The following is a 20,598-nucleotide window of genomic DNA, read 5'->3' as shown; positions in this document are numbered from 1 at the left end:
GACGGCGCGAATGTCGTTCCACTGAAAAGATTACGGACGGGAAAGGTTGCCTGCGGGCTGAAAGCAAATCTTCCCATGCTTTTTTGGCGGTTTCGGCAAGGCTTTGTTTTTCTTGGCAGGTCGGACGGCAGCAGTAGGTAACTTTTTCTTTCAGTTATTTTATTTAAAATCAAAGGCTTGCGTACGTGTTCAGACGCGTGCATGTTCTTTCCGTGTGGGGGTATTTTCTTTTCTCGAAAGGCACAGCAGATGGACGAGACCCTCACGAATCTGATCGACGACTGTGATCGTTTGCTGAAGGAAGACGAAATCAGGGCGATAACAGGGATTTCCCCTACAGTACGCTGGCGGTTGCGCAAGAAAGGCGAATTTCCGCAGCTGATTTTAGGGCGCTTCAACTCAATGGGGCAGATTCGCGAATGGATTGCAGCGGAGCGCAAAAAGGCCGAGGCGCAGGCCAAAGCTGCAATTGTGAAATCATCCTTGCCGCCGAAGCGCGGCAGGCCGCGCAAGGTGCCCGCCGCCATTGAAGTGGCCGATACAGAGGCAGATGCATAGAGCCGTCGCGATTGCGCGCGCGACGGCTCCTAGATCAGCATTGATTGTCTTGAGACTTTAAAAGCTGAAAGCCTAGATTGTGCTTTCTCGCGCGTCAATTCGCGTCGGTTTCTTCCACTGAACGGGGGAACCGACCGATGCCCAACACACCACCAACGAACGTCGGAACAGAGCCAAGTGGCGATCATTTAGTCGTTCACGGCGGCGCGGCGTGTCATCCGGTATACGAAATGTGGGGTGACGCGGACTGTGCGTGGCGCGTCCTGAGCCTACCCCTGGAAGGACGTGTGCCATGAGCAAGCAGCCGCCAGCGGCACTCGTCTTCTACAAGGCACTGACCATCGCGCCGTTGTCCACCGATGCCAAGGCGGCGGCTGGCGCGTTGCTCGATCACTTCAACGCCCAGACAGGTCAGTTGGATCCGAGCCAAGCGTCGCTGGCGCGGCGGCTCGGCATCGACCGGCGCGCGATAAATGATGCCATCAACGAGGTTGAACGCATTGGCCTCTTTAAGAGGCGTCGCCACGGCGGCAAAGCCTACCGCTCGTCCTATGAACCGAACTTTGCGTTGGCCGCACTCATGGTCAGAGACTTCGAGTCGCGCCGCAGGGGGGCCCTCGAACCCGCCGAAACTTCGCCTCTGCACCCTAAAAACAAACCGCCCAAACGCTCCCGGCGGGCTAAAACCAGTGGCGACGGTGCCACAGCTTTCGGGCGGCAAAGTGGTGGCGACGTTGCCACAGCTTTCGGACGTCAAGGTCGTGGCGATGGTGCCACGGCTGCTAGTGGCGACGGTGCCACGGCTGCCAGTGGCGACGGTGCCACAGAAACACTTAAGAAAATCAACACATCGAATCTAACTCGGCGCGCGCAAGCTGAAAAAGCGCATGCGTCAAACGGCGGTTCAATCGTCGTCCCCCGGCCTCCAAAAACCGTGTCTCAGCGAATGACCGAGGCGGAGCTACGCGAAGCGCAAAGGCGCACGGAGGCTCCACAAGCCTGGCAGGGTGACCTCTTGCAGAGATTCCCCGACCTCTACCTTAAAATCGTGCCGACGCTGACCGAAACCGACCCGGTCTATATCGCAGCGACCGAGGCTGAGCTTGCCCGCCCGGGCGGCGGCCTCCGTTCGATCCTCGCCGCCAACCAGCGAAGCCTTGAAACGAAAACCGGCAGACGATGAGTGATGGAGGCACAGCATGCCAAAGAAAACGAAAACACCACGACTTAGCGACAAGGAATTGGCGAGCATCCCGGCGTCGGCGACCCACAGGAGGCGACCATGAAGACGGATGAGGCCCGCCTGCTGGCCGAGCAGCTTAACCGCATCGAGCAGAAGCTCGACCGACTGATGGCCGAGGCCGAGGGTGCTCCGGTGCAAAGCGCGACGGATTTTGCCGACGACGATTTTCATGACCTCATCGAAACCTGGCAGGCCGAGCGACGGTTCGACGTGCCTCAGGACACATTGAGGAAATGGTGCCGGGAAGACGGCTGCGGCGTGAAGCGCGGCGGACGGTGGCTGGTATCAGCATCGCGTGTCCGGGCTCGCCTCGGCCAAGAGTGAGCCGTCGCGTTTATCGCGTTTGTCGCGTTTGAAGGGGTTTTCCCGTCGCGTTTGGTCTTGCACCTTTGCAAGGCAACGCAGGGAGAATTGCCATGCAGGATCATCGCGGCGAGTATGCAGGCACAATCTTGGCGGTCACTCGGGCTTTGGTGATCGCGTCGAAATCGGGTGAGACGACCGCCGAAATCGCTGAGAGGTTGCGCCTGCCCGCACCAGCACAGAGAATTCTCAAGGCGGCGACCGCCGCCGGGACGCTCGCCGATCCGCAATGGGCTGGTCAGTTGGCCGATATGCAGGCGGCCAGCAGCGCTTTTTTGCAGCAACTCGGCGGTCGATCAAGTTTCGCCAGCCTGCTCGACATGGGCGTCCTCACGCGCGCGCCTCTTCATGCTCATATCGGCGCGCTTTCGGAAGGCGTCGTCGGTGCGGTGAACGGGGAAGGCGAAGCTCGTCCCGTTTCACGGATGAGTTTGAATGGCGGGGCGCTCCTGCCTCGGCGGGCCGACGCCGTTATTGCGCTGAGCCGAGAAATTCTCGAAAATTCGTCGGCGGCCAGTCAGGCTTTCGTATCCCGACAGCTTCGCCGGGCCGTCGCCAAGGCGCTGGATACCGGATTTTTTGATTCGCTCGTCACCTCCGCCACGCCCTCGTTTTCCAGCACTGGAGACCACCCGGCGGACTTGAAAATCCTGCTGGATGCGGCGAACTCGGGCTCAGGGCGGTTGGCTTGGATCGCCGCGACCGATGTCGCGAACGCGATTTGTCTGCTGAATGATGGGCGCGGCACCGCCTCGCCGGAAGGCCTCAGTGAATTTGTGGGATTGCCGCTCGCCGTCAGTCCCGCCCTCCCTGCTGGCGTGCTCGTGCTGCTCGACGGTGACAGGGTCGTCGGCGATGTCGAAAGCCTTGGTATTTCCGTTGCGCGCCACGCCGCGCTTCAAATGAGCGATGAACCGACGAATGCCTCGGACACGCCGACGCCAACCGCCTTGACCTCGCTTTGGCAGACGAATGCCGTGGCCATCCGGCTATCGAGCCTTTTCGGCGTTTCGGCTGGCACCCCGGACGCGCTGGCCGTCATGACCGGGATCGAATGGGGCGCTGCGGCGTCGAGCTAATCGGAGGTTATTGCCATGTCTTTGACCGACGAAATGACGACGCAATTCGGGGTCGGCGTGCTCGCCAAGCCGATGACGAAGGCCGAGGCCTATCGCCTATTTGATGCTTTGAAGGCCGTTCTGATTGAACACCAGACGCGCCTCGATGCCATGGAATTGCACGGCGTCAAATATTGCGGCGTGTATCAGAAGGCGCTCAACTATCGCCGTGGACATGTGGTCACGATGGACGGCGCGATGTGGACCGCGCTCGCAGACACACCGGAAGGCGTCGCACCAGGCAGCAATGCCGCGTTTTGGCAGCTCTCGGGAAAAGGCAAACCGACAAAGCGCGTGCGGGCCACAGGGAGGCAGCAATGAAATCCCTCGAAGAAGCGCTGGAATGGACCGCCGCATCGCTCGACCAACAGATCAAGGAGGCGATAGAGCACGACGAACTGCTCTTGTCTGACCTAGGCGCAACCGATGATGAGATCGCCGCTCACGTCGCAAAACGCCGGGAAGAGGCAGTCATATGGCGGGCCTCATGTCTTGCCGAGGTTCGCCGTGGCCTCTCGGATTGGGACGCGCCATCCTCCGCGCTACAATGAGCGTGGAATAACCGGGTTATTTGATAACCCGATTTCTGGTGGGTGACCGCCTCGCCGCAGAGCCGGGGGGGAGGGTCGGTCCTAAGATCGGCGGCGGCGCAGGGCCCGCGCGCCCCCCACGCGGGGATTTTTTTCGCCGTGAGAGAAAACTGGGGGAGGCAGTTCAATGGGTTTTTCCCGCGCGCCAATGAAAAAATCGAATCGCAACGGCGGTCGACCGGCGCACGTTCCCAGCGAGATCAGCCGTCGGTTGGTCACTATCCTTGCCGCCGAGGCGGTTCCGCAGTCGCAGATTTCCGTCGCGCTCGGCATCGATGGAAAAACGCTGCGGCGACGCTATGGCGAGGAGATTAGGCGCGGCAGCGCGCTCGTCGAGGCCAAGCTCGTTCTGCATCTCCATCGGATTGCCGGAGGCAGCGACGGCACCGCGCTGAAGGCGATCAGATTCGCGCTCCGGGCAAAGTGCGGATGGTCGGAATTCGCGCCGCCGAGGGTGGAATTACAGCCCCGACCGAAGCGACGTTGCTAAAATCAGAAACTCCAGCCTTTGGCCTTCAAGAAGCCTTCGAAAGTCGTACAAGCAATTCCAAAATGTTCGCAAACGTTTGGGATCTTTGCAGAGTTTGGTTTGAAACGCTCCTGCGTTACGACCGTGCCGCTGCAGGCCTTCGCGGCGGCGATTAGAAAAGGGTCTGCAACCGGCTGGCCAGTCATTTGCGCTTTGGTGGAAATCAACTGTTGGAAGTGTGGAATGGCGAAAATTTTCCCGACGAATTCCGCCTCGTCTGGTGTGGGAGGATTGAATATGCCAGAATTATCTTTGGCCCACGCGATCACATTTGTCTCGGGGCAGGCCTCAAGTTCGCGTAAAACCTCACGGACTGACGCAACGCCGCCGCCATCAACTTCTGCCTGGAACAGCTTCCAGAAAGTTGGAAATACGTCACTGTAATATCGCTCAAGTTCTCGAAAGCTGCTGGTGTCCAAGATATAGATCATGCCGCCATGCCCCTCAGGAACCGACTCTCCAACTCGTCGACTTGCTTGGGCTTCACACCGATGAAGTCTGCGGCTTCATCTACGCTGATCTGGCGGCGGCCATAGCGCGCAAACACTTCGCTCATAAGGCGTTCGCTGAGATAGGCACCTTTGGTAGAATAGAAGCTCCCGCCAGAACTTGCCTTGTCAAGCTTCTGACCGTCCCATTCGCGTTTGCGTTCCTCATAGAAAGTTTGACTGACGCGGTCCGCATCGCGAAACCGCCGCAGAATAACCTCGCGGCTGACACGATAGCGCGCTGCTAATGCAGCGAAAATATCTGATGGGAGGGCTTCGACGTTTTGCGGGAGACCGGCCACCTGAGCAGCGAAATCTTGGGCAGGAACCAATATATCGGCTGCGATCTGATTGCAGAAGCGCTCTATCCTCTGTTCTGCGGGTGGCAACCGACTCAAAGGCGCATCATCGAAAGTACTGATCGCGCGCCGGCCCATCAGGACATGAGCAAGTTCGTGTAGCAGACTGAAAATCTGTCGGGTCTTTGTGGTGCTGTTGTTAATCATCATTACGGGTAATTCAGGATGTTCGAGGCAGAAGCCCGATACTTCTTTCTGCTTGAACGTATCTTTGAATACGAAAACGCCTCCAGCTTCGATGGCTTTGCGCCAAACCTTCAACGCCTCATCACCGTCCGGGGCACCCCAATCTCGGGCACCAGGCGCGGGAACACCAAGCGAGGCGCGTATTGCGGCGGCCTGCTGCGCACTGGGCTTTGATGCGTCTAAGGGCACGTGCTTCCATATCGGTTCGGCAACAGGTGAGCGCCCGCCAAATAGCTCAATGAGCGACGTCTGATAGGCGCGCGCCCGTCGGATTAACAATACGGTGTCGCGGCTCAGATTGCGCAGGTCGGCATCAGGCAGCGCACGGAACTCAGCCTCGGGCTTAGGTTCTTGGGGCGGTGACGGCAGGAAGAAAATCGCCAGTGGTCGCTTGTAAAGTTCATAGGCAAGCTTCTCAAGCTGTGCATACGATGGTGCATCAGCCCCGGACTCCCAAGCGTCGATTTCTTCAACCGCTTTCTTGAGACGCCCGGCAACTTCTTCAGTGGAAAGGTGGGCGGATTCCCGCGCCCATTTTAGGAGCGCCGGTTTAACACCGGGCAATGATACCGCCTTACCCATGTTGTCTTTCTTCTATTTCGCTCGGCATGCATTGAATCCTACCTGCGACCTCTTCAAAGGCCAAGGTGCGTCTTCTAATGTCTGATGATGGCAGTCGAGGCTTACCGCTGGCTGTACTGTTTTTGCAACAATCAGAAGTAAGGGTCGTCGGGCTTAAGCATCGCCCGCGCCACCGCGCGTTGCCCCGCGCGGACAAATTCTCGACATTCTCGGCGAGAATGAGCGCAGCGACATTGACGGCTCGGGAACATCGGCCAATTGGCCGAGGTCATCTTCCGTAAGGGCCGCGAATCACAGCCGCGTATAGGTTGGCATGGGCGGACGCCAATTGAATGTGGGTTGAAACTTGAAAACCCCATTGTTCTCCTGCATTTTGTGTAGGTCTTGAAGATGCCCCGTCTCTGGCGACAATAAGCGTAGCCTCACGTACTCCCATAACACCTTCTTTCGTCAGAGGTCGCAGCCTTGTCAGCGCACCGCTGCGGCCTTGCATCAAAGCTTATGTGAATTGGATATACCATGAAAGCGTTGCAAATAGCGGTCGTCGTTGTTGGGGTAGCTCTGTCGAAGCTTTGCCTCGACGCTACAGATATTCGGCTAATCACAGACGCCAAAGCCGAAAACGACGACACCCTCATCTTGGTGAACAACATTCGTCAAAAAGACGCTGAGGTTTTCATCAAGAACGTCGGAACCCAACGCTTCAAGTCACTCTATCTGGAGTGCACATTGCGCGACAGTACCGGAGGTCGCATTGATTCCGTACCCGTCTATGTCACAAATCTCGATCCGGGCGACTCCACTACTGAAGAAGCAAGCACTCACAAGACCCGAGGCATAGCCTCTGTAGATTGCCGGATTGAAAGCATCCACAGAGACTAACACTTCTTCTGCATCCACGCCCAGAGGTCATCGACCTCACCGGCTTATCGCCGCGTCGCTAGTGGTGAAAACCCGCCATTTGGTGCCGGAAACGAGATGCCGCTCTCGACCCGAGCATGTGCTCTGAGGCTGCTAAAGCGTTGATAGAAACCATGTTGTAACGAAGAAGCAGAAAGCAATCACCCATGTTGCGGTCAAAACCTTTGCCTCTCGTTTTCTGTGGGTGAAGAAATAACTGAGATACCGCCCCTGCTTGTCCATAAGAGGCAAGTCTTTCAATGCAATATACCCGATCAGGACAATAAAGAGAGACGCCGGTACAAAGGCACCAATTCCGAAAACACTCGTAAGAAAGCCATTTGGCCCGACCATTTCTTGTATCCCTGATCCTCTCCGCTGTTCAAGTCAGGGCAGTCGCCTTTGGACCGCGCCGTTCCAGCATATCACTGTTCAGTATCAGGTCGATTAGCGACAGCTCGCCTCGGGCCTTCCACCGGGTACCAAGCGTCAGATTTTTACCACTAGGTTCCACATTTCACAGAGCGTATCAAGGCAGGACCGGAGATCATTGGCGGCGTTGAGCTTGGCTCTCTTACTGCTGCCGGGGCGGACGACTTCGTTGATTGAATAGCCCTCGCCACATATCCGGGACACAAGCCAATAGCCGTGATCACCGAGGGCGCGGTGGGCGCGGCGCAATCCATCTGCCGCATTCATTTGCCGTTCGGTGATTGGATCAGAGCGCTTGCCGCCATCGACATATTCCCGGCCATAGTCGATGGCCGATGCGCCCTTGCCGCCCATGGTCTCCCAAAGCCTACGGAAACGATCCGCCGCCGCGACCTGGGCGACGTCGATCCGGCCACGCGCCGCCATTGTCGTGATGGCCGATTCGCGGATGTTGACGACGGCGCTGATCTTCCTGGGATTGGTGGGGTCGCCAGCATGGGCCCGGCTATAGAAGGGATTTTCCACGGAGACGGCGCGCAGAGTGCGGTGCGGATCGGTGGTGGGTTTTCTTTTCGATGGCGCGGGCATACCGCAAAGAATGCCACAGCGGGACTGAATCGTCACCATTGCGGGCCGCTGGGGACGTTTTGGGGGGCTCGACCAAAATCGACCCTGCTGCTGTTTGCCTATTGGGCTTTCCGCGCTGGACCCAAAATGGACCCAATTTTCGGAAACCCGTCACTTTGGAGGTCTTCCCGGTTTTCTGAAGTCCCTATGTTTTCAAGGACTTAAATGGTCGGAGCGACAAGATTCGAACTTGCGACCCCTTGACCCCCAGTCAAGTGCGCTACCGGGCTGCGCTACGCCCCGACCTGCCGAAACGGCTTGCTTCGTTTAGTTTTTCAGCGCGTGCAATGCAAGCGGAAAAACCTTGCCTCCGACAAAAAGAGGCGGTTTGCCGGAATGTTCAGATCGCGGCGAGCTTCAGCCGGCCTTCGGTGGTCTGGCCGGGCTGCCATGCCTGGTAGTTGGCGATCGAAAAATGTGGTGTTTCGAAGGGCGTCGCGTGAGTTTCAGTGATGACGGTGACATCGGCGCCGGCGGCCTCGCCGGCGAGGATGCCGGCGACGGCGTCTTCGAAGACCAGGCATTTCGAGGGATCGACGCCGAGGCGGCTTGCGCCGAGCAGATAACCTTCGGGGCTGGGCTTGCCTGATTTGACCTCCCCGCCGCTGACGATGACCTTCGGCATCGGGATGCCGGCGGCAGCCATGCGGCGCCTGGCGAGCTCGATCGGCGCCGAAGTGACGATTGCCCATTTGCCATTGGCAACGGCGGAGAGAAAACGGATGGCGCCAGGGATTTCGACGATGCCCGAAACATCCTCCATCTCCTCGGCGAGCAGCAGGTCCGCCTCATGGGCCGGATCGACGCCTGGCAGGCCGAGCCCGCGGATCACGTCGGAAGCGCGGATGCCGTGGATCGTCTTCAGGAAGACCTCCGGTTCGAAGCCATGGCGTCTTGCCCAGTCGCTCCAGACGCGCTCGACGACGGCGATGGAATTCAGCAGCGTTCCGTCCATGTCGAAGAGGAAGGCGTCGTAGGACTTGTCGAGAATGTCATGGAGAGCGGGCACAGGTGTTTCCTTGCGGGCACTGCAGCGCCGCGCGTCTTTTCAGACAGGCAAAAGACGCCGGAGCATTTTGAGCTACACAGGCGAGTAGCGGAGGGCGACGGCGGCGTCAACGTCAGTCGTTGACGTCGACGTCAACGCTAGTCGTTGACGTCGGGATGGGTGACCTTGCGAACGTCGGCAAGACCGCGGGTGGCGTCGCGATTGCCGGTGGCGGCTGCGGCTTCGAAGATACGAGTCGCATCGCCGTACATTTTCAGATTGAAGTAGCTGTAGCCGCGCAGGACCATCAGGTCGATACGTTCCTGCTGCAGCTGGGCGCGCTGATCGAGATAGATGAGGGTTTCGCGATAACGCCCGGCGTCGAAGGCCGAAAGCGCCCGGTCGGCGAGGATCGCCACCTGCAGCTCGGCGGCGCGCTGACGGCTCTGCGGCGCCTTGGCGGCGGCGACGGCGGCATTGCCGGAAAGGCCGGCGCGCAGATAGGCAAGGCTCTGGCCGTAAGCTGCGTCTTCGCGAAGCTTGCGGACCGGGCTCTGCAACGCCGCCTCGAAGGCCGAGATCGCCTCCATCGGCCGGTTGATATCCATCAGGCACCAGCCGCGCGACAGCGCGTCGGCCGGGCTGAGCTGCGCCGCATCGATGGTCGTCGAGCAGCCGCGTATCTGGCGCGGACCGCGCTGGACGGTCACTGTCTGCATCGCCGGCCTTGCCGTGCGAACGGCGACATCGGGCCCCGGCTGCAGCGCAGCGGGGCGCTCAGCCCGCGGCTCGGCCGTGGCGGCGGGAGCTTGCGGCTGCTGCGCCGGCTGAACCGGCTGCTGCGGGGCAATCGCGCCCTTTTCCGGCGGCAGAGGGGCGCCGTTGGGGCTCAGCGAAGCAGTGTCTTCAAGATTGGTGATGCGGGTCGACCGGCCGGCCCAGGCATGCTGAATGGCGAGCACGGCCTTGCGGTCGTTCAACTGCTCGCGGGTGACGACAAGACCATAGGCGGAGGGTTCGTCATCGGGTTTCCAGGCAAGTGCGGTCTCGAACCAGCGTGCGGCGGTCTGAAACTGGTTGAGGGAGCGGGCATACCAGCCGAACTGCTGCGCCGTCGGCACATATTTGCGGGCGATCACCTCGGAGGCGATGCGATGCAGCACATCTTCGGCGAGATCGGCCGGCGGCTGCAGCGCCATCAGATTCGCGGTGGCGGCGAGATAGGTGGCGCTCGCATCATCGGAATCGGCACGCCAGCGGAACATCACGTTCTCGGCCTCCTCAGGCGCCTTGCGGGCGATCAACGCCAGCGCCAGCCCCTGCGAAGCGGCCGCCGTATCCTGCTTGGCGCGGGCGGCGCGGAACCATTTTTCGGCCTCGGCATCGTTGTTGCGGCGAAGCTGATACCAGCCGAGCAGCAGCGCATCCGAGGCAAGTCCCTCGGTCCCGGCGAGCTTTTCGAGGCGGGCGACATACTCGGGCGCGATGGCGAGATTCGGATCGTCGTTGCCTTCGGCCATGAAGCGCCGAGCGAGGTTGTCGCGGATCGCATCGAATTCCCTGCTGCCGTCTGCGGCAGGCTTCTCCAGCGCGAGCAGCGCCTGCATCGGCTGATAGGAAAGCAGCGTCGAGGCCTTCTCGACCGTCGCCTGCCGTTCGGCCGGATTGGCGCAGTTCTTCAGGATATAGCTATAGGCGTCCTGGCCGCGCTGTACCCTCTCCGTCTGGATGAAGGCTTCGGCGACACGCCAGAGAACGTCGACCTCGCTGCAAGTGAGCAGGCTCGGCGTGGCGGCGGCAATATCGACCACGGTCGCATATTGCTTGAGGTCGGAAGCGTTGATGAGGCGGGCGCGGGCCTCGGCGACGTCGAGCCGGTCGAGCAGATCGGCCGGCGGCTGCCATCCGGCATCGGCTGCCTGGCGGTCGGCGATCGCCTTGCGCAGCTCGGCATAACGGCCATCGGAATAGAGCTGCCACATGGCCTCGAGCTGTTTGTCGCCGTTCTGCGGCACGGCGAGCGGATCGGCCGGCGGAACCCAATTCGGATAGAGCGCCTGAAGGCGGGATATCTCGGCCTGCAAACGCACCTTGTCGCCGCGGCTGGCGAAATAACGAAGCGCGCTTTCATCGACGGCAGGCGGCGGCGGGGCGGCAGCCTGCTGCGGTGCCGGCGGCTCGGACACGATCGGAGGCGTGACCGGTGCCGCTGGCGCCGCCGTCTGGGGCGCAGATGGCGGCGTTGCAGGCTGCTGTGCTGCGGCATTTGGATCTGATGTATCTGGTGATGCTGGCGGCGAGGAGGTGATCGCCTCGATCTTGTCGGCGACGAGCTGCGCATTGAATTCGGCATTGCCGGCAGCCTCGGTCGGCTTGATGCGGCCCATCATCATCAGCTCCGGCGCCGGCTTGCCGGCAGACGCCAGGCCGAACCTTTCCTGCAGAGCGGCACGGTCCTTCAGCCCGGTAACCAGGCTCGCCACCACCACTGCTGCTGAAACCGCCACGAGAGAAGACTTCACAGACACTCCGGATGCTTCTCCCCGATATAAGCCAGCCCCAGCAGTTGAAGCGTGGACGGATAATAGAGCGCGGGCGCAAATTGCAGGGCCGAGCTCGGCAGCTTGGTCCCGTCGACAACACAGGCCACAACATCGTTAACAATTCGATAACCGGGGTCCGACAGGACGGCCTTCGGCCGGCCGGTGGTCAGATCGATGGTGGCGGGAACGCCGTCTGGCGACATCCCCTTTTGCAGGCGGACGAGCAGCGCCTTGTCGGTGATGCCGCCGCGCGCGAGATAGAGCGGGATGCGGATGGCGTTATATGAGAATTCGGCGTCGAACCCCTTTGCCGGCCGCGGCTTATCACGCAGGCTCACCCATTCGGCAGGAAGCTTGCGCGGGCCGAACTGCATCCTGTTCAACAGCTCCACGCCGTCAGCCGAGAGTTTTTTCCAGGCATCCGACGGAGCGAGCGCCGACATGACCGGGATCGCCTCGTAAATCCAGTAGGACGGGTTGACGACGGGACCGTCATCACGGTCGCTGCCCGTAAAACCTTCGGTTCCCGGCAACAGCAAGGTGCGGCCCTCCGAGCTGGCGACAGTTTCGGCAAGCAGAGCCTGCGCCATGCGGGAGGCGGCGAGGATATAGTCGTCGCGTTTCCACGCCGTGCCGGCAAGCGCCAGCGCATAAGCGATCAACATGTCGCCATCGGTGGCATTGTTGGTATCGGCGACGTGCGGCCTGACGTTCGGATCCCATTTCCAAACAGCCAGGCCATCGTCGCGCAGCAGCAGCTCGGTGCGGGTAAAATACCAGATCTGCTCGAAATCAGCCGGGCTTGCTGCGAGATAGGCGAGCAGCAGGCCATAGCCCTGCCCTTCGCTGTGGCTGATATTGCCGTTGCCGTTATCGACGATGCGGCCGGTCGCATCGAGAAACTTCGCCTTGTAGGCCGACCATGCGGCGGCATTGATCATCGCCTGCTGCGCGACGGCGGGCTCGCCCGTCGGGGCAAGCGCAACCGTTGCCGCCAGCAGGAGTGTGCGCAACCGCCTCATTTCGACCGGCCCAGCCTTTTGAGCATTGTCGATGTGGTGACCCCGATCAAAAGCACGAAGACGACCAGCAGGAAGGCATAGGAGAGGATGTTCGTCGACAGCCAATTGGCGGCGATCAGGCGGTAGTTGGCGATCGACCAGGGCATGGACGGCACGAAATCGAAACGGGTGACGGGCACCGCCTCGATCTTGCCGGTCTTGCCCGAATAGGTGGAGATGTGGCCCGATATCTGCGGCCAGTTCAGCTGCGCGGTCAGAACCTCGAGCCCTTCACGCAGATCCTTCGCCGACGGCGCCGCCACCACCGTCCATGAGCCCGTTCCCGCGGGGCTGGAGCCCTGGGCAACCAGCAGCGTGGCGGCATTGGGCGGCGTAAAGATCTCCTCGGCGCCGGGCACGAACTGCAGCGAACTGCGGGAGATATCGAAATTGCGCGACACCCACTCGCGGAAAGCCGTGATCCGACTGCGCAACACACCGCCGCTGACCTTGGAATTCCACTCCTCGAAAGCCGTACCGGTATCGACGACAGCCGCCTGCGCATCCGTCACGGGACGCCAGGAGGCCTGGCTCGCCGTGGCGATATTGGTCTGCGACAGCGCCGTTGCCGGCATCTGCGAGATGGAGCCGATGAAGATGGCATCGCGATCGCCGATCATATTCGGCGAGGCGACGGTTTCGACGGCGATCGGATGGCCGGCGGTGATCGCCATCTGGCCAAGCAGGGTTGCGGCGGCCGAAAGCGTGTCGGCGTCGATGCGGTCGATGAAGAGCGGCGTCGGCTCCGTGGCCCGTCCATAGGGATAGGCGGTGCCGGCCATGGCGGCCAGATTCGGACGCTGACCGACGCGGGCGAAATCCGGAACATGCAGCTCAGAAGTATCGAACAGGGCAAAGCGCGGCGTCGCGCCGGCGGTTGCGCCCGGCGCGCAAGCCGCATCGTCCTTGGTCATCAGGATCGCCTCGATCGCCACCGTGTTAAGACCCGGCTTGAAGTGGCGCATCGTCACCCGGATCGGCAGATGGCGGAGAATGCCGCCTGACGTCGTGGTGATCGGCACGGTGGAGGCAATATTGTCGTTGACGTAGATATCGATGTGGCTACCGGGCAGCACGTTATCGGTATAGGCCGCGTCGAGCAGCACCTTCGCCTCGCCATAGGCATTGGCATAAAAGTCAGCCGGCACGGCGATATTGAAGCTGGTCCGCAACCGCCGGCCGGAGAATTCGGTGGTCTTCACGCCGAGCTGCGACAAAGCGATGTTCGTATCGGAAAACACCAGCGGCGCGTTCGGCGCGCTCCAGCGCTCGGTGGTCAGCACGTCGCGGCGGACATCCGACGACCTGTCCGTCGGGGAGACGATGGTATCGATCGCCGAGGAGACCGCCGGCCAGGAGGGCCCGCTGATCAGAAGCACCGGCGAGCCGCTGCGCGGATCGGTGACGAAAGCGGCGAGTGCTGCGCTTTCGGCGCCGGGCGGCAGGCCGGGAAAGAGCGGCCGCAGCTCCGCCGCGGTACCAACGAGCACGCTGAGCTTTCCGGGCCCGCCGGCCGGAAGCGAAGCGGTGCTGAAGGCAAAGATCTGGTTCGGCATGCTGCTCAGCACCGACAGGCCCTGCGCCAGCCGAAGCAGCGGCCTGGTGGTTCCCGGCTGCTCCAGCGCCGGGACAACGATGTCGAACTCGGTCTTGCCGGCGCCGTCGACGCCGATGGCGCGGATCGCATCGGCGCCCGCCAGCAGTGCGGTGTCGGTGCCGGCGAAACTCAGATAGGTTCCGGCCGGATCGATATTCGACCACAATTCATAGGTGGACTGGATGCTGCAATCGGTGCGGTGGCGCTGGGCGGCTTCGAAGGTGACGAGATTGGCGCCGGGTTGCAGCAGACCGGGCGGCACCGCGAAGGTGACGGCCGACGGGCCATCCGGCGAACCGATGCGCTGCTGGCCGATCGGGCGGTTGTTGAGATAGACGGTCAGCGCCGAGGCCTCAGGTGCGACGACGATCGCATTCTGGTAGGCGAAGGTGAAGCTTGCCTTGGCCGCCGCCTGTTCCGGCGTCAGATAGACCGACCATGACCGGCGATCATATTCGCCGGCGAGACCCAGTTTCGAAAAGGGCACGACATAGCGGCGGACATCGCCGGAGTGCGGCGGCGCAGCCGCATTTGCCACCGCGGCTGGCTGGAGTACAGGCGCCGCCGGCTGCGGCTGGACGGCGATCGCCGGAGGAACGGGTGCGGGAGCCGGAGCGGCCGGAGTTGCAGGTGCGGGCAATACGGGAACCGTGACGGGAGCCGGTGCCGGCGCTGCCGGCGGCGTGGGCGGCGTCAATCTCGGGGTCACGGATACCCCGGGCGGCCGCTCGCCGGACATGTCGAAGGGCGCCGTCTGCGCCTGGGCGAAGGCGGAGGCATTCAGCAGGAGAAGCGAGGCAGCGACGATCCTTTTCATCCGGCGTTGACCTTTGCCGCCCGCTGCTGGGCTTCCCGCTCCGGCCGCATACTGCGGAAGAAATAAATGAGGCCACGGCTGGTCTGGTAGAGCGATAGGCCGAGGAACCAGATCGTGCCGCGGATCAGGCCCGGATTGCGGCGACGCGCGGCCTGGAACTCGGTCCACTGGTCGGAATTGGCAAACATCAGGTCGGCGATCAGGCGATGGTCGAGCGCGCTTTTCGGCACGTACTGGCAGCCGACATTGGAGATGTCGCCCGATGGCTCGATATTGCGGACGATGAGCGGCAGCGTTTCCAGATCGGCGCCGCTATAGGGCCGGAAGCGCATTTCGCCGACGGCGCCGACCAGCATCTCGTCGAGCTGCTTGTTGAAGATGTGAAGCCTGGCGCCATGGACCGAGACGTCTTCGATCGAGGCCGCGTACCACTTGCCGTTGGCGCCGAATTCACAGCGCCGGTTGACGCGGACGCGCCGCGACAAGGCGCGTTCGCCGCGCTCCGAGACGACGCCGAGGGCGCAGCCGGCCATGATCAGGTTGATGAGGTTCCAGCCGCCGACGACGAGCGTGACGTCGGCCTTATAGGGCTCGGCGTAGATCCTGTAGATGGTGATGACGAGCGCGATGATCTGCACAGCGAAGATGACGAAGAACGGACGGCTGATCTCCGACAGGCGGCTGACGGCGATCGATTCGTCCTTGGCGGTGACCTTGAACGTCGGCTTGCGCGGATTGAGCATGACGGAGACGACCGCCGGCAGCAGATGCACGGTCTGGACATATTCGTAGAGCTCGGAAATCCAGGGCCAGCGGAACGACCCGTAGAGGTAGTTCTGCATCATCAGGTTCACGAGCATATAGGCCAGCGTATAGGCCAGGAACTCGCCGCCGGAGGCGGTGAAGATTTCCAGGTCGAAGAACAAATAGAAGAGCGGCGCAAACAGGAAGATCGTGCGCGGGAACGGGAAGAGCCAGAACAGCGTGGAGGACATGTAGCAGAGGCGCTGCGGGATCGACAGGCCGCGCTTCAGCAGCGGAAAGCGGTAGCGCAGGATCTGCATCATGCCCTGCGCCCAGCGGCTGCGCTGGCCGATGAAGCTTGCGAAGGTGGCCGGCTGCAGACCGGCGATCAGCGGCTTGTCGACATAGATGCTGTTCCAGCCGCTGCCATGCAGCGCCAGCGCCGTCTCGCAATCTTCCGTGATGCTGATGCCGGAAAAGCCGTTCTGGGATTCGAGCGCCTTGCGGCTCAAAACCGCGGCCGATCCGCAGAAGAAGGCGGCGTTCCATTTGTCGAGGCCGCGCTGGATGATGCCGTAGAACATTTCGTTCTCGCTCGGCATCTTGTCGAAGGTGCGCAGATTGCGCTCCAGCGGGTCGGGATTGATGAAGAAGTGCGGGGTCTGGACGAGGAAAAGCTTCGGGTCATCTTCGAAGTAACCGACGGTCTCGAGCAGGAAATCGCGGGCCGGTGCGTGGTCGGCATCGAAGACGGCGATGAGTTCGCCGGTCGAGTGTTTCATGCCGTTGTTGAGATTGCCGGCCTTGGCGTGCTCGTTGCGGTCGCGCGTGAGGTAACCAACGTCGAGGTCCTGGCAGAGTTGCTTCAGCTCGATATGGCGGGCGGCTGCCGCCTGGGCTTCGAGCAGCTTGCCGGAATTGCGCTTCTGCAAGGTGCCGCCGTCGTCGAGCAGCCAGACATGCAGCTTGTCGGCCGGATAGTCCATGGCCTTGGCGGCAGCCAGCGTATTTCCGAGAAGCCCGGCATCCTCATTGTAGGACGGCACGAAGACATCGACATGAGGTAAACGCCCGGGATTGGCGGCACGGGAAGGCCGCGGCGGCAGCGGCGTGGCGACGATGAAGAGGCTGAGCGCCAGCATCGCAACGCTATACATTTCGGCAAGGTAGAGCAGCAGGCCGGGAATGAAATTCTCAAGCTGGTTCAGAGGCGGCAGCGTATTGGTGGTGCGCCAGTAGACATAACGCAGCACGATCGACGTACCGAAGGCGAGCGCCACCAGGCGCCAGGTCCCCTCGCCTTTCAATATCTTGATCAGCGCCATCACCGTCACGACAGTGATGCTGGTGATGAGCTGGGTCTGCAAGTTGACCGGCAGCGTGATCAGCACGATCATGCAGAGCGAAACCACGGCCCATATGAAGACACTGCGGGCTTTGCGCATCGTCGTTCCTTCGAAATTGCTCAACCGGGGCACAGTCCGGCGCACCCGGTATGCTCACGAGAAAGAGTTGGAGCATGATGTCATGAGAAAACCGCTCACACTTTTCGGCATCATGCTCTATCTCCGGCAGGCGGCCGTCATGGCCGCGTCGCCTATGCAGTCCGGCGACGGCACGGTGACGCCGATCGCCCTTGCGGATTGTTCGACCGGCTCGGCTGCTGCAGCGGACTTGGCGCTCGTCTGCGGCGCCTCGCCCGGCAGCGGCACGCGCGGACCGATGGGGGCCGGCAACGATGTCGCGCCCGCAGCCGGTTGCGGCGCCGGAGCGCTGCGAACCGCAACTGCCCGCGGCCGGCTGACAATGGCAGGCGCCGGCTCGTAGCCGATCGGCATCGGGCTGGCGCGATAACCGTCCTCGTCGGGATAGACCGGCGCGCCGGTGCGTCCGAGTGCGGCGTCGGCGGGCGGCGGATTGCCGTAGGGATTCCAGATCGCGCCGTCGAAGGTGCCGGTGATGGTATAGCCATAGACGATGCCGAGCAGCTGGCGCTCGCTCGCCCTGGCGTCGCAAAGACGCAGGCGGAGCTGGATCATGCCGAAATTGCGCGCCTGGCTGTTGGCCTGAGTGCTCGAGCGGATCTGCTGCCAGGCATAGATGCAGCTGTCGCCGGCACGGCTGCGGCCGGAGGCGTAACCGAAGGGACCGTAAGCGTTCTGCAGGAAGGTCGCCGACGTCGCCATCGGCACGCCCGGGGCCGAACGGGCCACTTCGCGATTGATGCCGCTCTCGTTGATCATGCTGAAGCCCGCATCGCCCGCCCCGGGATTGGCTCCGGAAGCGCCGAAGAACTGGACCTTCAGAAAATTCTGACCGGGCACGGAGGACGAGGTAAAGAGCGATACCGTCTGCTCGACACCGTTGCCGCGCTTGCGCTCGACGACGCTGACGATCGACGGGCCGCCCGGCGGCGGCAGGACCAGCGCCTTTTCAGGCGCCACGGTTTCCGGCCCGGAAGGCTGGCGCACACCGCCCGTCGACGTGCAACCGGCCATCATGCCCACTACGGCCATCAGCGATATCGTCTTCCGCAAACCCATGTCTCGAGCCGCCGCATTCGTCTTTCCAGATATCCATTCGCCAACCGAAACGCGACGGACCTTCGAATCAACGACCACCCGGCCGTTCACCCGACATAAACCGCCAGCATGGTTAACGAAGGGTAAAGAACGAGCCGTTGATGTCACCGGACGGAATCACCCTGAATTTTATTCGGACAGCTCAACCGTATGATGCATAAGTCGGTTTCGCAACACCTCAACTGCCCTCATTGCGCGTGTCTTCTGCCCGGCGAAAGCCCCGAGGAACTATGCCGCACGGCCAGCGTTGCCCTGATGTCTCAAATTGAAGAAGGAGAACATCCCATGCGCAAGATTATGCTGGCCGCGGCCGCCATGCTGACCATCAGCTCCGCCGCCTTCGCGCAGAGCACCGTCATCGTCACCGATCCCGCAGCGACCGGCTCCGTCGTATTGCCCGCCGAGGTGCGCACCTATGTGATGGAGCAACAGACGCCGTCCGTCGTCTATGACGGCGACATCGTGGTCGGCGCGACGCTTCCCGATACCGTCGAGGTGCATACAGTGCCCAATATCGACGGCTACGGTTACACCGTCGTCAACGAGCGGCGCGTCATCGTCGAACCGAAGACGCATCGCGTGATCCAGGTCCTGGAATAGTGCGATCTTGAACTGTGGACGTGCGGCCGCAATTCGGCTTCACGTCCGCTCGTCTTCCATCCTCGCCGGTACATTCAGCAGTTCGCGGATCTTGTGAGCAAGCTGCTCCAGGCTGAAGGGCTTGGCGAGCAGGGAAACGCCGTGATCGAGCACACCATTGTGGACGATGGCATTACGGGTGTAGCCCGTCGTGTAAAGAATCCGGATCGCCGGCCATTTTTCCTGGACGATATCGGCAAGCTGGCGCCCGCTCATCTGCGGCATGACGATATCGGTGAAGATCAGGTCGACTTCCCGATTTTCTTCCAGGATGAGAAGCGCCTCCATGCCGCTGGCCGCCTGCAAGACGGTGTAACCCAGTTCATGCAGGCTTTCGGCGGTCATGGTGCGGACGTTCTCATCATCCTCCACCACCAAGATCGTATCGTTGACGCTGCCCTGAGGAAGCGGCTGGGAGCCGGCTGCGCTCAAACGGGCGTCCGTCGCGCCGACATGACGGGGAAGATAGATCTTCACCGTCGTGCCTCTGTCGATCTCCGAATAGATCTTGATGTGGCCGCCGCTCTGCTTGATGTAGCCGTAAACCTGGCTGAGGCCGAGACCGGTGCCTTTGCCGGGGCCCTTGGTGGTGTAGAACGGGTCGAAGGCGCGGTCGATCACGTCGGGCGACATGCCGGTGCCGGTATCGGTCATGCTGACCATCACATATTGGCCGGCCTCGACCTCGGAATGCATGCGCGAATATCGCTCGTCGAGTTCGGTATTGGCGGTCTCGATCGTCAGATGTCCGCCGCCCGGCATGGCGTCGCGGGCGTTGACGGCAAGGTTCAGGATGGCGTTCTCGAGCTGGCTCAGATCGGCAAAGCTCGGCCAGAGGCCGCCGGCCAGAACGGTCTCGATCCGGATCTGCTCGCCGAGCGTACGGCGCAGCAGCTCCGACATGCCGCCGACCAGCTTGTTGAGGTCGATCACCTCAGGAGCAAGCGGCTGCTGGCGCGAGAAGGCGAGAAGACGCGCGGTCAATACCGCGGCCCGCTGTGCGCCGTCTTTGGCATTCTGAATGGAGTGCGGCAGGCGAGGATCCTCGCTTCCGGTCAGGCGCCGCTGGGCGAGGTCGAGGTTGCCGATGATGATCGCCAGCATGTTGTTGAAATCGTGAGCGACGCCGCCGGTGAGCTGGCCGATCGTCTCCATCTTCTGCAACTGGCGCACCTGCGCCTGCGCGGCGGCATTCTCCTCCATCTCGTGCCTCAGCTCGGCGGTGCGCTGGACCACCGTCTGTTCGAGGCGTGCGTTGAAGCTGTTGAGCTCACCGCGAAGGCGGCTCTGCCGGGCATGCGCGATGATGATCATCTCCATCAGGCCGATGATGATCGCCGCATTGATCAGATAGGTCGACAGACCGACCCATTGGCCGGCGTTCATCGGCCAGAAGACATCGTGCGGCTCGACGAAAAACTGCTGGACAATGAAAGCGGCAAGCACCGCCGCGACAAGGCCAGGCCCCGCGCCGCCGATGAAACTCGCCAGCAATATTGCCGGAAGGAAGCTCAGAAAGGGAAAGCCGGAGAGATAATCGCTGGCGGCAAGCCGGAAAAGAAACGTCAGGCCAACGAAGGCAATGGCCAGCGGATAGGTATAAGCTGGCCTTTGACGCAGCCAATCCGTGGCACTCAGCAAATCCATTCCAG

19 protein-coding genes and 1 tRNA gene are annotated in these 20,598 nt (G+C 61.7%); 9 read left to right on the top strand and 11 right to left on the bottom strand.

Going from position 1 to position 20,598, the window contains the following annotated elements; translation table 11 throughout:
* Positions 1-249: 249 nt before the first annotated feature.
* The 7 genes from CO667_RS06520 to CO667_RS06490 all read left to right on the top strand — a co-directional run bounded on the left by CO667_RS06520 (position 250) and on the right by CO667_RS06490 (position 4,362).
* The gene (locus tag CO667_RS06520) at positions 250-558 is read left to right on the top strand and encodes a hypothetical protein (protein ID WP_097617606.1); all 309 of its coding nucleotides are present in this window, start codon (positions 250-252) and stop codon (positions 556-558) included.
* Positions 559-850: 292 nt separating this feature from the next.
* On the top strand, positions 851-1,741 hold the full coding sequence (locus CO667_RS06515; protein WP_097617605.1) for a helix-turn-helix domain-containing protein: 891 nt from the start codon (positions 851-853) through the stop codon (positions 1,739-1,741).
* A gap of 99 nt (positions 1,742-1,840) precedes the next feature.
* Entirely contained in the window at positions 1,841-2,125 is a 285-nt protein-coding gene (locus CO667_RS06510) for a hypothetical protein (RefSeq protein ID WP_097617604.1), read from the top strand.
* A gap of 92 nt (positions 2,126-2,217) precedes the next feature.
* Positions 2,218-3,243 (top strand): phage major capsid protein, encoded by a 1,026-nt coding sequence (locus tag CO667_RS06505; protein WP_097617603.1) that lies wholly within the window; start codon positions 2,218-2,220, stop codon positions 3,241-3,243.
* 21 nt (positions 3,244-3,264) lie between these two features.
* On the top strand, positions 3,265-3,603 hold the full coding sequence (locus CO667_RS06500) for a hypothetical protein (RefSeq protein ID WP_143540698.1): 339 nt from the start codon (positions 3,265-3,267) through the stop codon (positions 3,601-3,603).
* Positions 3,600-3,833 (top strand): hypothetical protein, encoded by a 234-nt coding sequence (locus tag CO667_RS06495; protein WP_097617601.1) that lies wholly within the window; start codon positions 3,600-3,602, stop codon positions 3,831-3,833. Before CO667_RS06500 ends, CO667_RS06495 begins: the two co-directional genes overlap by 4 nt.
* Positions 3,834-3,999: 166 nt before the next feature.
* Positions 4,000-4,362, top strand: coding sequence for an RNA polymerase subunit sigma-70 (locus tag CO667_RS06490; RefSeq protein WP_245433070.1), 363 nt, complete (start codon positions 4,000-4,002; stop codon positions 4,360-4,362).
* Positions 4,363-4,364: 2 nt separating this feature from the next.
* Here the strand turns inward: CO667_RS06490 and CO667_RS06485 are convergent, their stop codons facing one another.
* A complete protein-coding gene (locus tag CO667_RS06485) occupies positions 4,365-4,832 on the bottom strand; it encodes a PIN domain-containing protein (RefSeq protein ID WP_179874075.1) in 468 nt (155 codons plus the stop codon).
* On the bottom strand, positions 4,829-6,016 hold the full coding sequence (locus CO667_RS06480; RefSeq protein ID WP_179874074.1) for an XRE family transcriptional regulator: 1,188 nt from the start codon (positions 6,014-6,016) through the stop codon (positions 4,829-4,831). Before CO667_RS06480 ends, CO667_RS06485 begins: the two co-directional genes overlap by 4 nt.
* A 519-nt stretch (positions 6,017-6,535) precedes the next feature.
* Between CO667_RS06480 and CO667_RS06475 the strand changes: the two genes are divergently transcribed.
* Positions 6,536-6,898: a hypothetical protein gene (locus CO667_RS06475; protein WP_097617600.1), complete on the top strand. Its 363-nt coding sequence runs from the start codon at positions 6,536-6,538 to the stop codon at positions 6,896-6,898.
* A gap of 507 nt (positions 6,899-7,405) precedes the next feature.
* On the opposite strand, the gene CO667_RS06465 is transcribed toward CO667_RS06475, so the two are convergent.
* From CO667_RS06465 to bcsN, 8 genes are all read right to left on the bottom strand, one after another.
* Positions 7,406-7,936, bottom strand: a complete 531-nt coding sequence (locus tag CO667_RS06465; protein ID WP_097617598.1) for a hypothetical protein — start codon at positions 7,934-7,936, stop codon at positions 7,406-7,408.
* A gap of 205 nt (positions 7,937-8,141) precedes the next feature.
* Positions 8,142-8,218 (bottom strand) — tRNA-Pro (locus tag CO667_RS06460).
* A 97-nt stretch (positions 8,219-8,315) separates the two neighbouring features.
* Positions 8,316-8,984, bottom strand: coding sequence for an HAD family hydrolase (locus CO667_RS06455; protein WP_097617597.1), 669 nt, complete (start codon positions 8,982-8,984; stop codon positions 8,316-8,318).
* A 137-nt stretch (positions 8,985-9,121) separates the two neighbouring features.
* Positions 9,122-11,485: a cellulose synthase gene (locus tag CO667_RS06450; protein ID WP_097617596.1), complete on the bottom strand. Its 2,364-nt coding sequence runs from the start codon at positions 11,483-11,485 to the stop codon at positions 9,122-9,124.
* Positions 11,482-12,528 (bottom strand): glycosyl hydrolase family 8, encoded by a 1,047-nt coding sequence (locus CO667_RS06445; protein WP_097617595.1) that lies wholly within the window; start codon positions 12,526-12,528, stop codon positions 11,482-11,484. The genes CO667_RS06450 and CO667_RS06445 overlap by 4 nt, the downstream gene beginning before the upstream one ends.
* Positions 12,525-14,981 (bottom strand): cellulose biosynthesis cyclic di-GMP-binding regulatory protein BcsB, encoded by a 2,457-nt coding sequence (locus tag CO667_RS06440; protein ID WP_097617594.1) that lies wholly within the window; start codon positions 14,979-14,981, stop codon positions 12,525-12,527. Before CO667_RS06440 ends, CO667_RS06445 begins: the two co-directional genes overlap by 4 nt.
* Positions 14,978-17,170: a UDP-forming cellulose synthase catalytic subunit gene (gene bcsA / locus CO667_RS06435; RefSeq protein WP_097617713.1), complete on the bottom strand. Its 2,193-nt coding sequence runs from the start codon at positions 17,168-17,170 to the stop codon at positions 14,978-14,980. Before bcsA ends, CO667_RS06440 begins: the two co-directional genes overlap by 4 nt.
* A 117-nt stretch (positions 17,171-17,287) precedes the next feature.
* Entirely contained in the window at positions 17,288-18,268 is a 981-nt protein-coding gene (gene bcsN / locus CO667_RS06430) for a cellulose biosynthesis protein BcsN (RefSeq protein ID WP_097617593.1), read from the bottom strand.
* Between the two features lie 324 nt (positions 18,269-18,592).
* Between bcsN and CO667_RS06425 the strand changes: the two genes are divergently transcribed.
* Positions 18,593-18,907 (top strand): DUF1236 domain-containing protein, encoded by a 315-nt coding sequence (locus CO667_RS06425; RefSeq protein ID WP_097617592.1) that lies wholly within the window; start codon positions 18,593-18,595, stop codon positions 18,905-18,907.
* 39 nt (positions 18,908-18,946) lie between these two features.
* On the opposite strand, the gene CO667_RS06420 is transcribed toward CO667_RS06425, so the two are convergent.
* Complete coding sequence (locus CO667_RS06420) at positions 18,947-20,593, bottom strand: response regulator (RefSeq protein WP_097617591.1); 1,647 nt, start codon at positions 20,591-20,593, stop codon at positions 18,947-18,949.
* Positions 20,594-20,598 lie beyond the last annotated feature (5 nt).

It is taken from the genome of Rhizobium sp. L43, from assembly GCF_002531725.1.
GTDB lineage: Bacteria > Pseudomonadota > Alphaproteobacteria > Rhizobiales > Rhizobiaceae > Rhizobium.
Note: the sequence above shows the minus strand (reverse complement) of the source record. Positions and strands in the feature narration are given on the sequence as shown.

What these genes read in the sequence shown, in the direction of transcription:
- bcsN (WP_097617593.1), bottom strand. Translation starts at nt 18,268, where the DNA reads ATGGGTTTGCGGAAGACGATATCGCTGATGGCCGTAGTGGGCATGATG.
- bcsA (WP_097617713.1), bottom strand. Translation starts at nt 17,170, where the DNA reads ATGCGCAAAGCCCGCAGTGTCTTCATATGGGCCGTGGTTTCGCTCTGC.
- CO667_RS06495 (WP_097617601.1), top strand. Translation starts at nt 3,600, where the DNA reads ATGAAATCCCTCGAAGAAGCGCTGGAATGGACCGCCGCATCGCTCGAC.
- CO667_RS06515 (WP_097617605.1), top strand. Translation starts at nt 851, where the DNA reads ATGAGCAAGCAGCCGCCAGCGGCACTCGTCTTCTACAAGGCACTGACC.
- CO667_RS06420 (WP_097617591.1), bottom strand. Translation starts at nt 20,593, where the DNA reads ATGGATTTGCTGAGTGCCACGGATTGGCTGCGTCAAAGGCCAGCTTAT.
- CO667_RS06465 (WP_097617598.1), bottom strand. Translation starts at nt 7,936, where the DNA reads ATGCCCGCGCCATCGAAAAGAAAACCCACCACCGATCCGCACCGCACT.
- CO667_RS06445 (WP_097617595.1), bottom strand. Translation starts at nt 12,528, where the DNA reads ATGAGGCGGTTGCGCACACTCCTGCTGGCGGCAACGGTTGCGCTTGCC.
- CO667_RS06490 (WP_245433070.1), top strand. Translation starts at nt 4,000, where the DNA reads ATGGGTTTTTCCCGCGCGCCAATGAAAAAATCGAATCGCAACGGCGGT.
- CO667_RS06440 (WP_097617594.1), bottom strand. Translation starts at nt 14,981, where the DNA reads ATGAAAAGGATCGTCGCTGCCTCGCTTCTCCTGCTGAATGCCTCCGCC.
- CO667_RS06505 (WP_097617603.1), top strand. Translation starts at nt 2,218, where the DNA reads ATGCAGGATCATCGCGGCGAGTATGCAGGCACAATCTTGGCGGTCACT.
- CO667_RS06485 (WP_179874075.1), bottom strand. Translation starts at nt 4,832, where the DNA reads ATGATCTATATCTTGGACACCAGCAGCTTTCGAGAACTTGAGCGATAT.
- CO667_RS06475 (WP_097617600.1), top strand. Translation starts at nt 6,536, where the DNA reads ATGAAAGCGTTGCAAATAGCGGTCGTCGTTGTTGGGGTAGCTCTGTCG.
- CO667_RS06510 (WP_097617604.1), top strand. Translation starts at nt 1,841, where the DNA reads ATGAAGACGGATGAGGCCCGCCTGCTGGCCGAGCAGCTTAACCGCATC.
- CO667_RS06520 (WP_097617606.1), top strand. Translation starts at nt 250, where the DNA reads ATGGACGAGACCCTCACGAATCTGATCGACGACTGTGATCGTTTGCTG.
- CO667_RS06425 (WP_097617592.1), top strand. Translation starts at nt 18,593, where the DNA reads ATGCGCAAGATTATGCTGGCCGCGGCCGCCATGCTGACCATCAGCTCC.
- CO667_RS06480 (WP_179874074.1), bottom strand. Translation starts at nt 6,016, where the DNA reads ATGGGTAAGGCGGTATCATTGCCCGGTGTTAAACCGGCGCTCCTAAAA.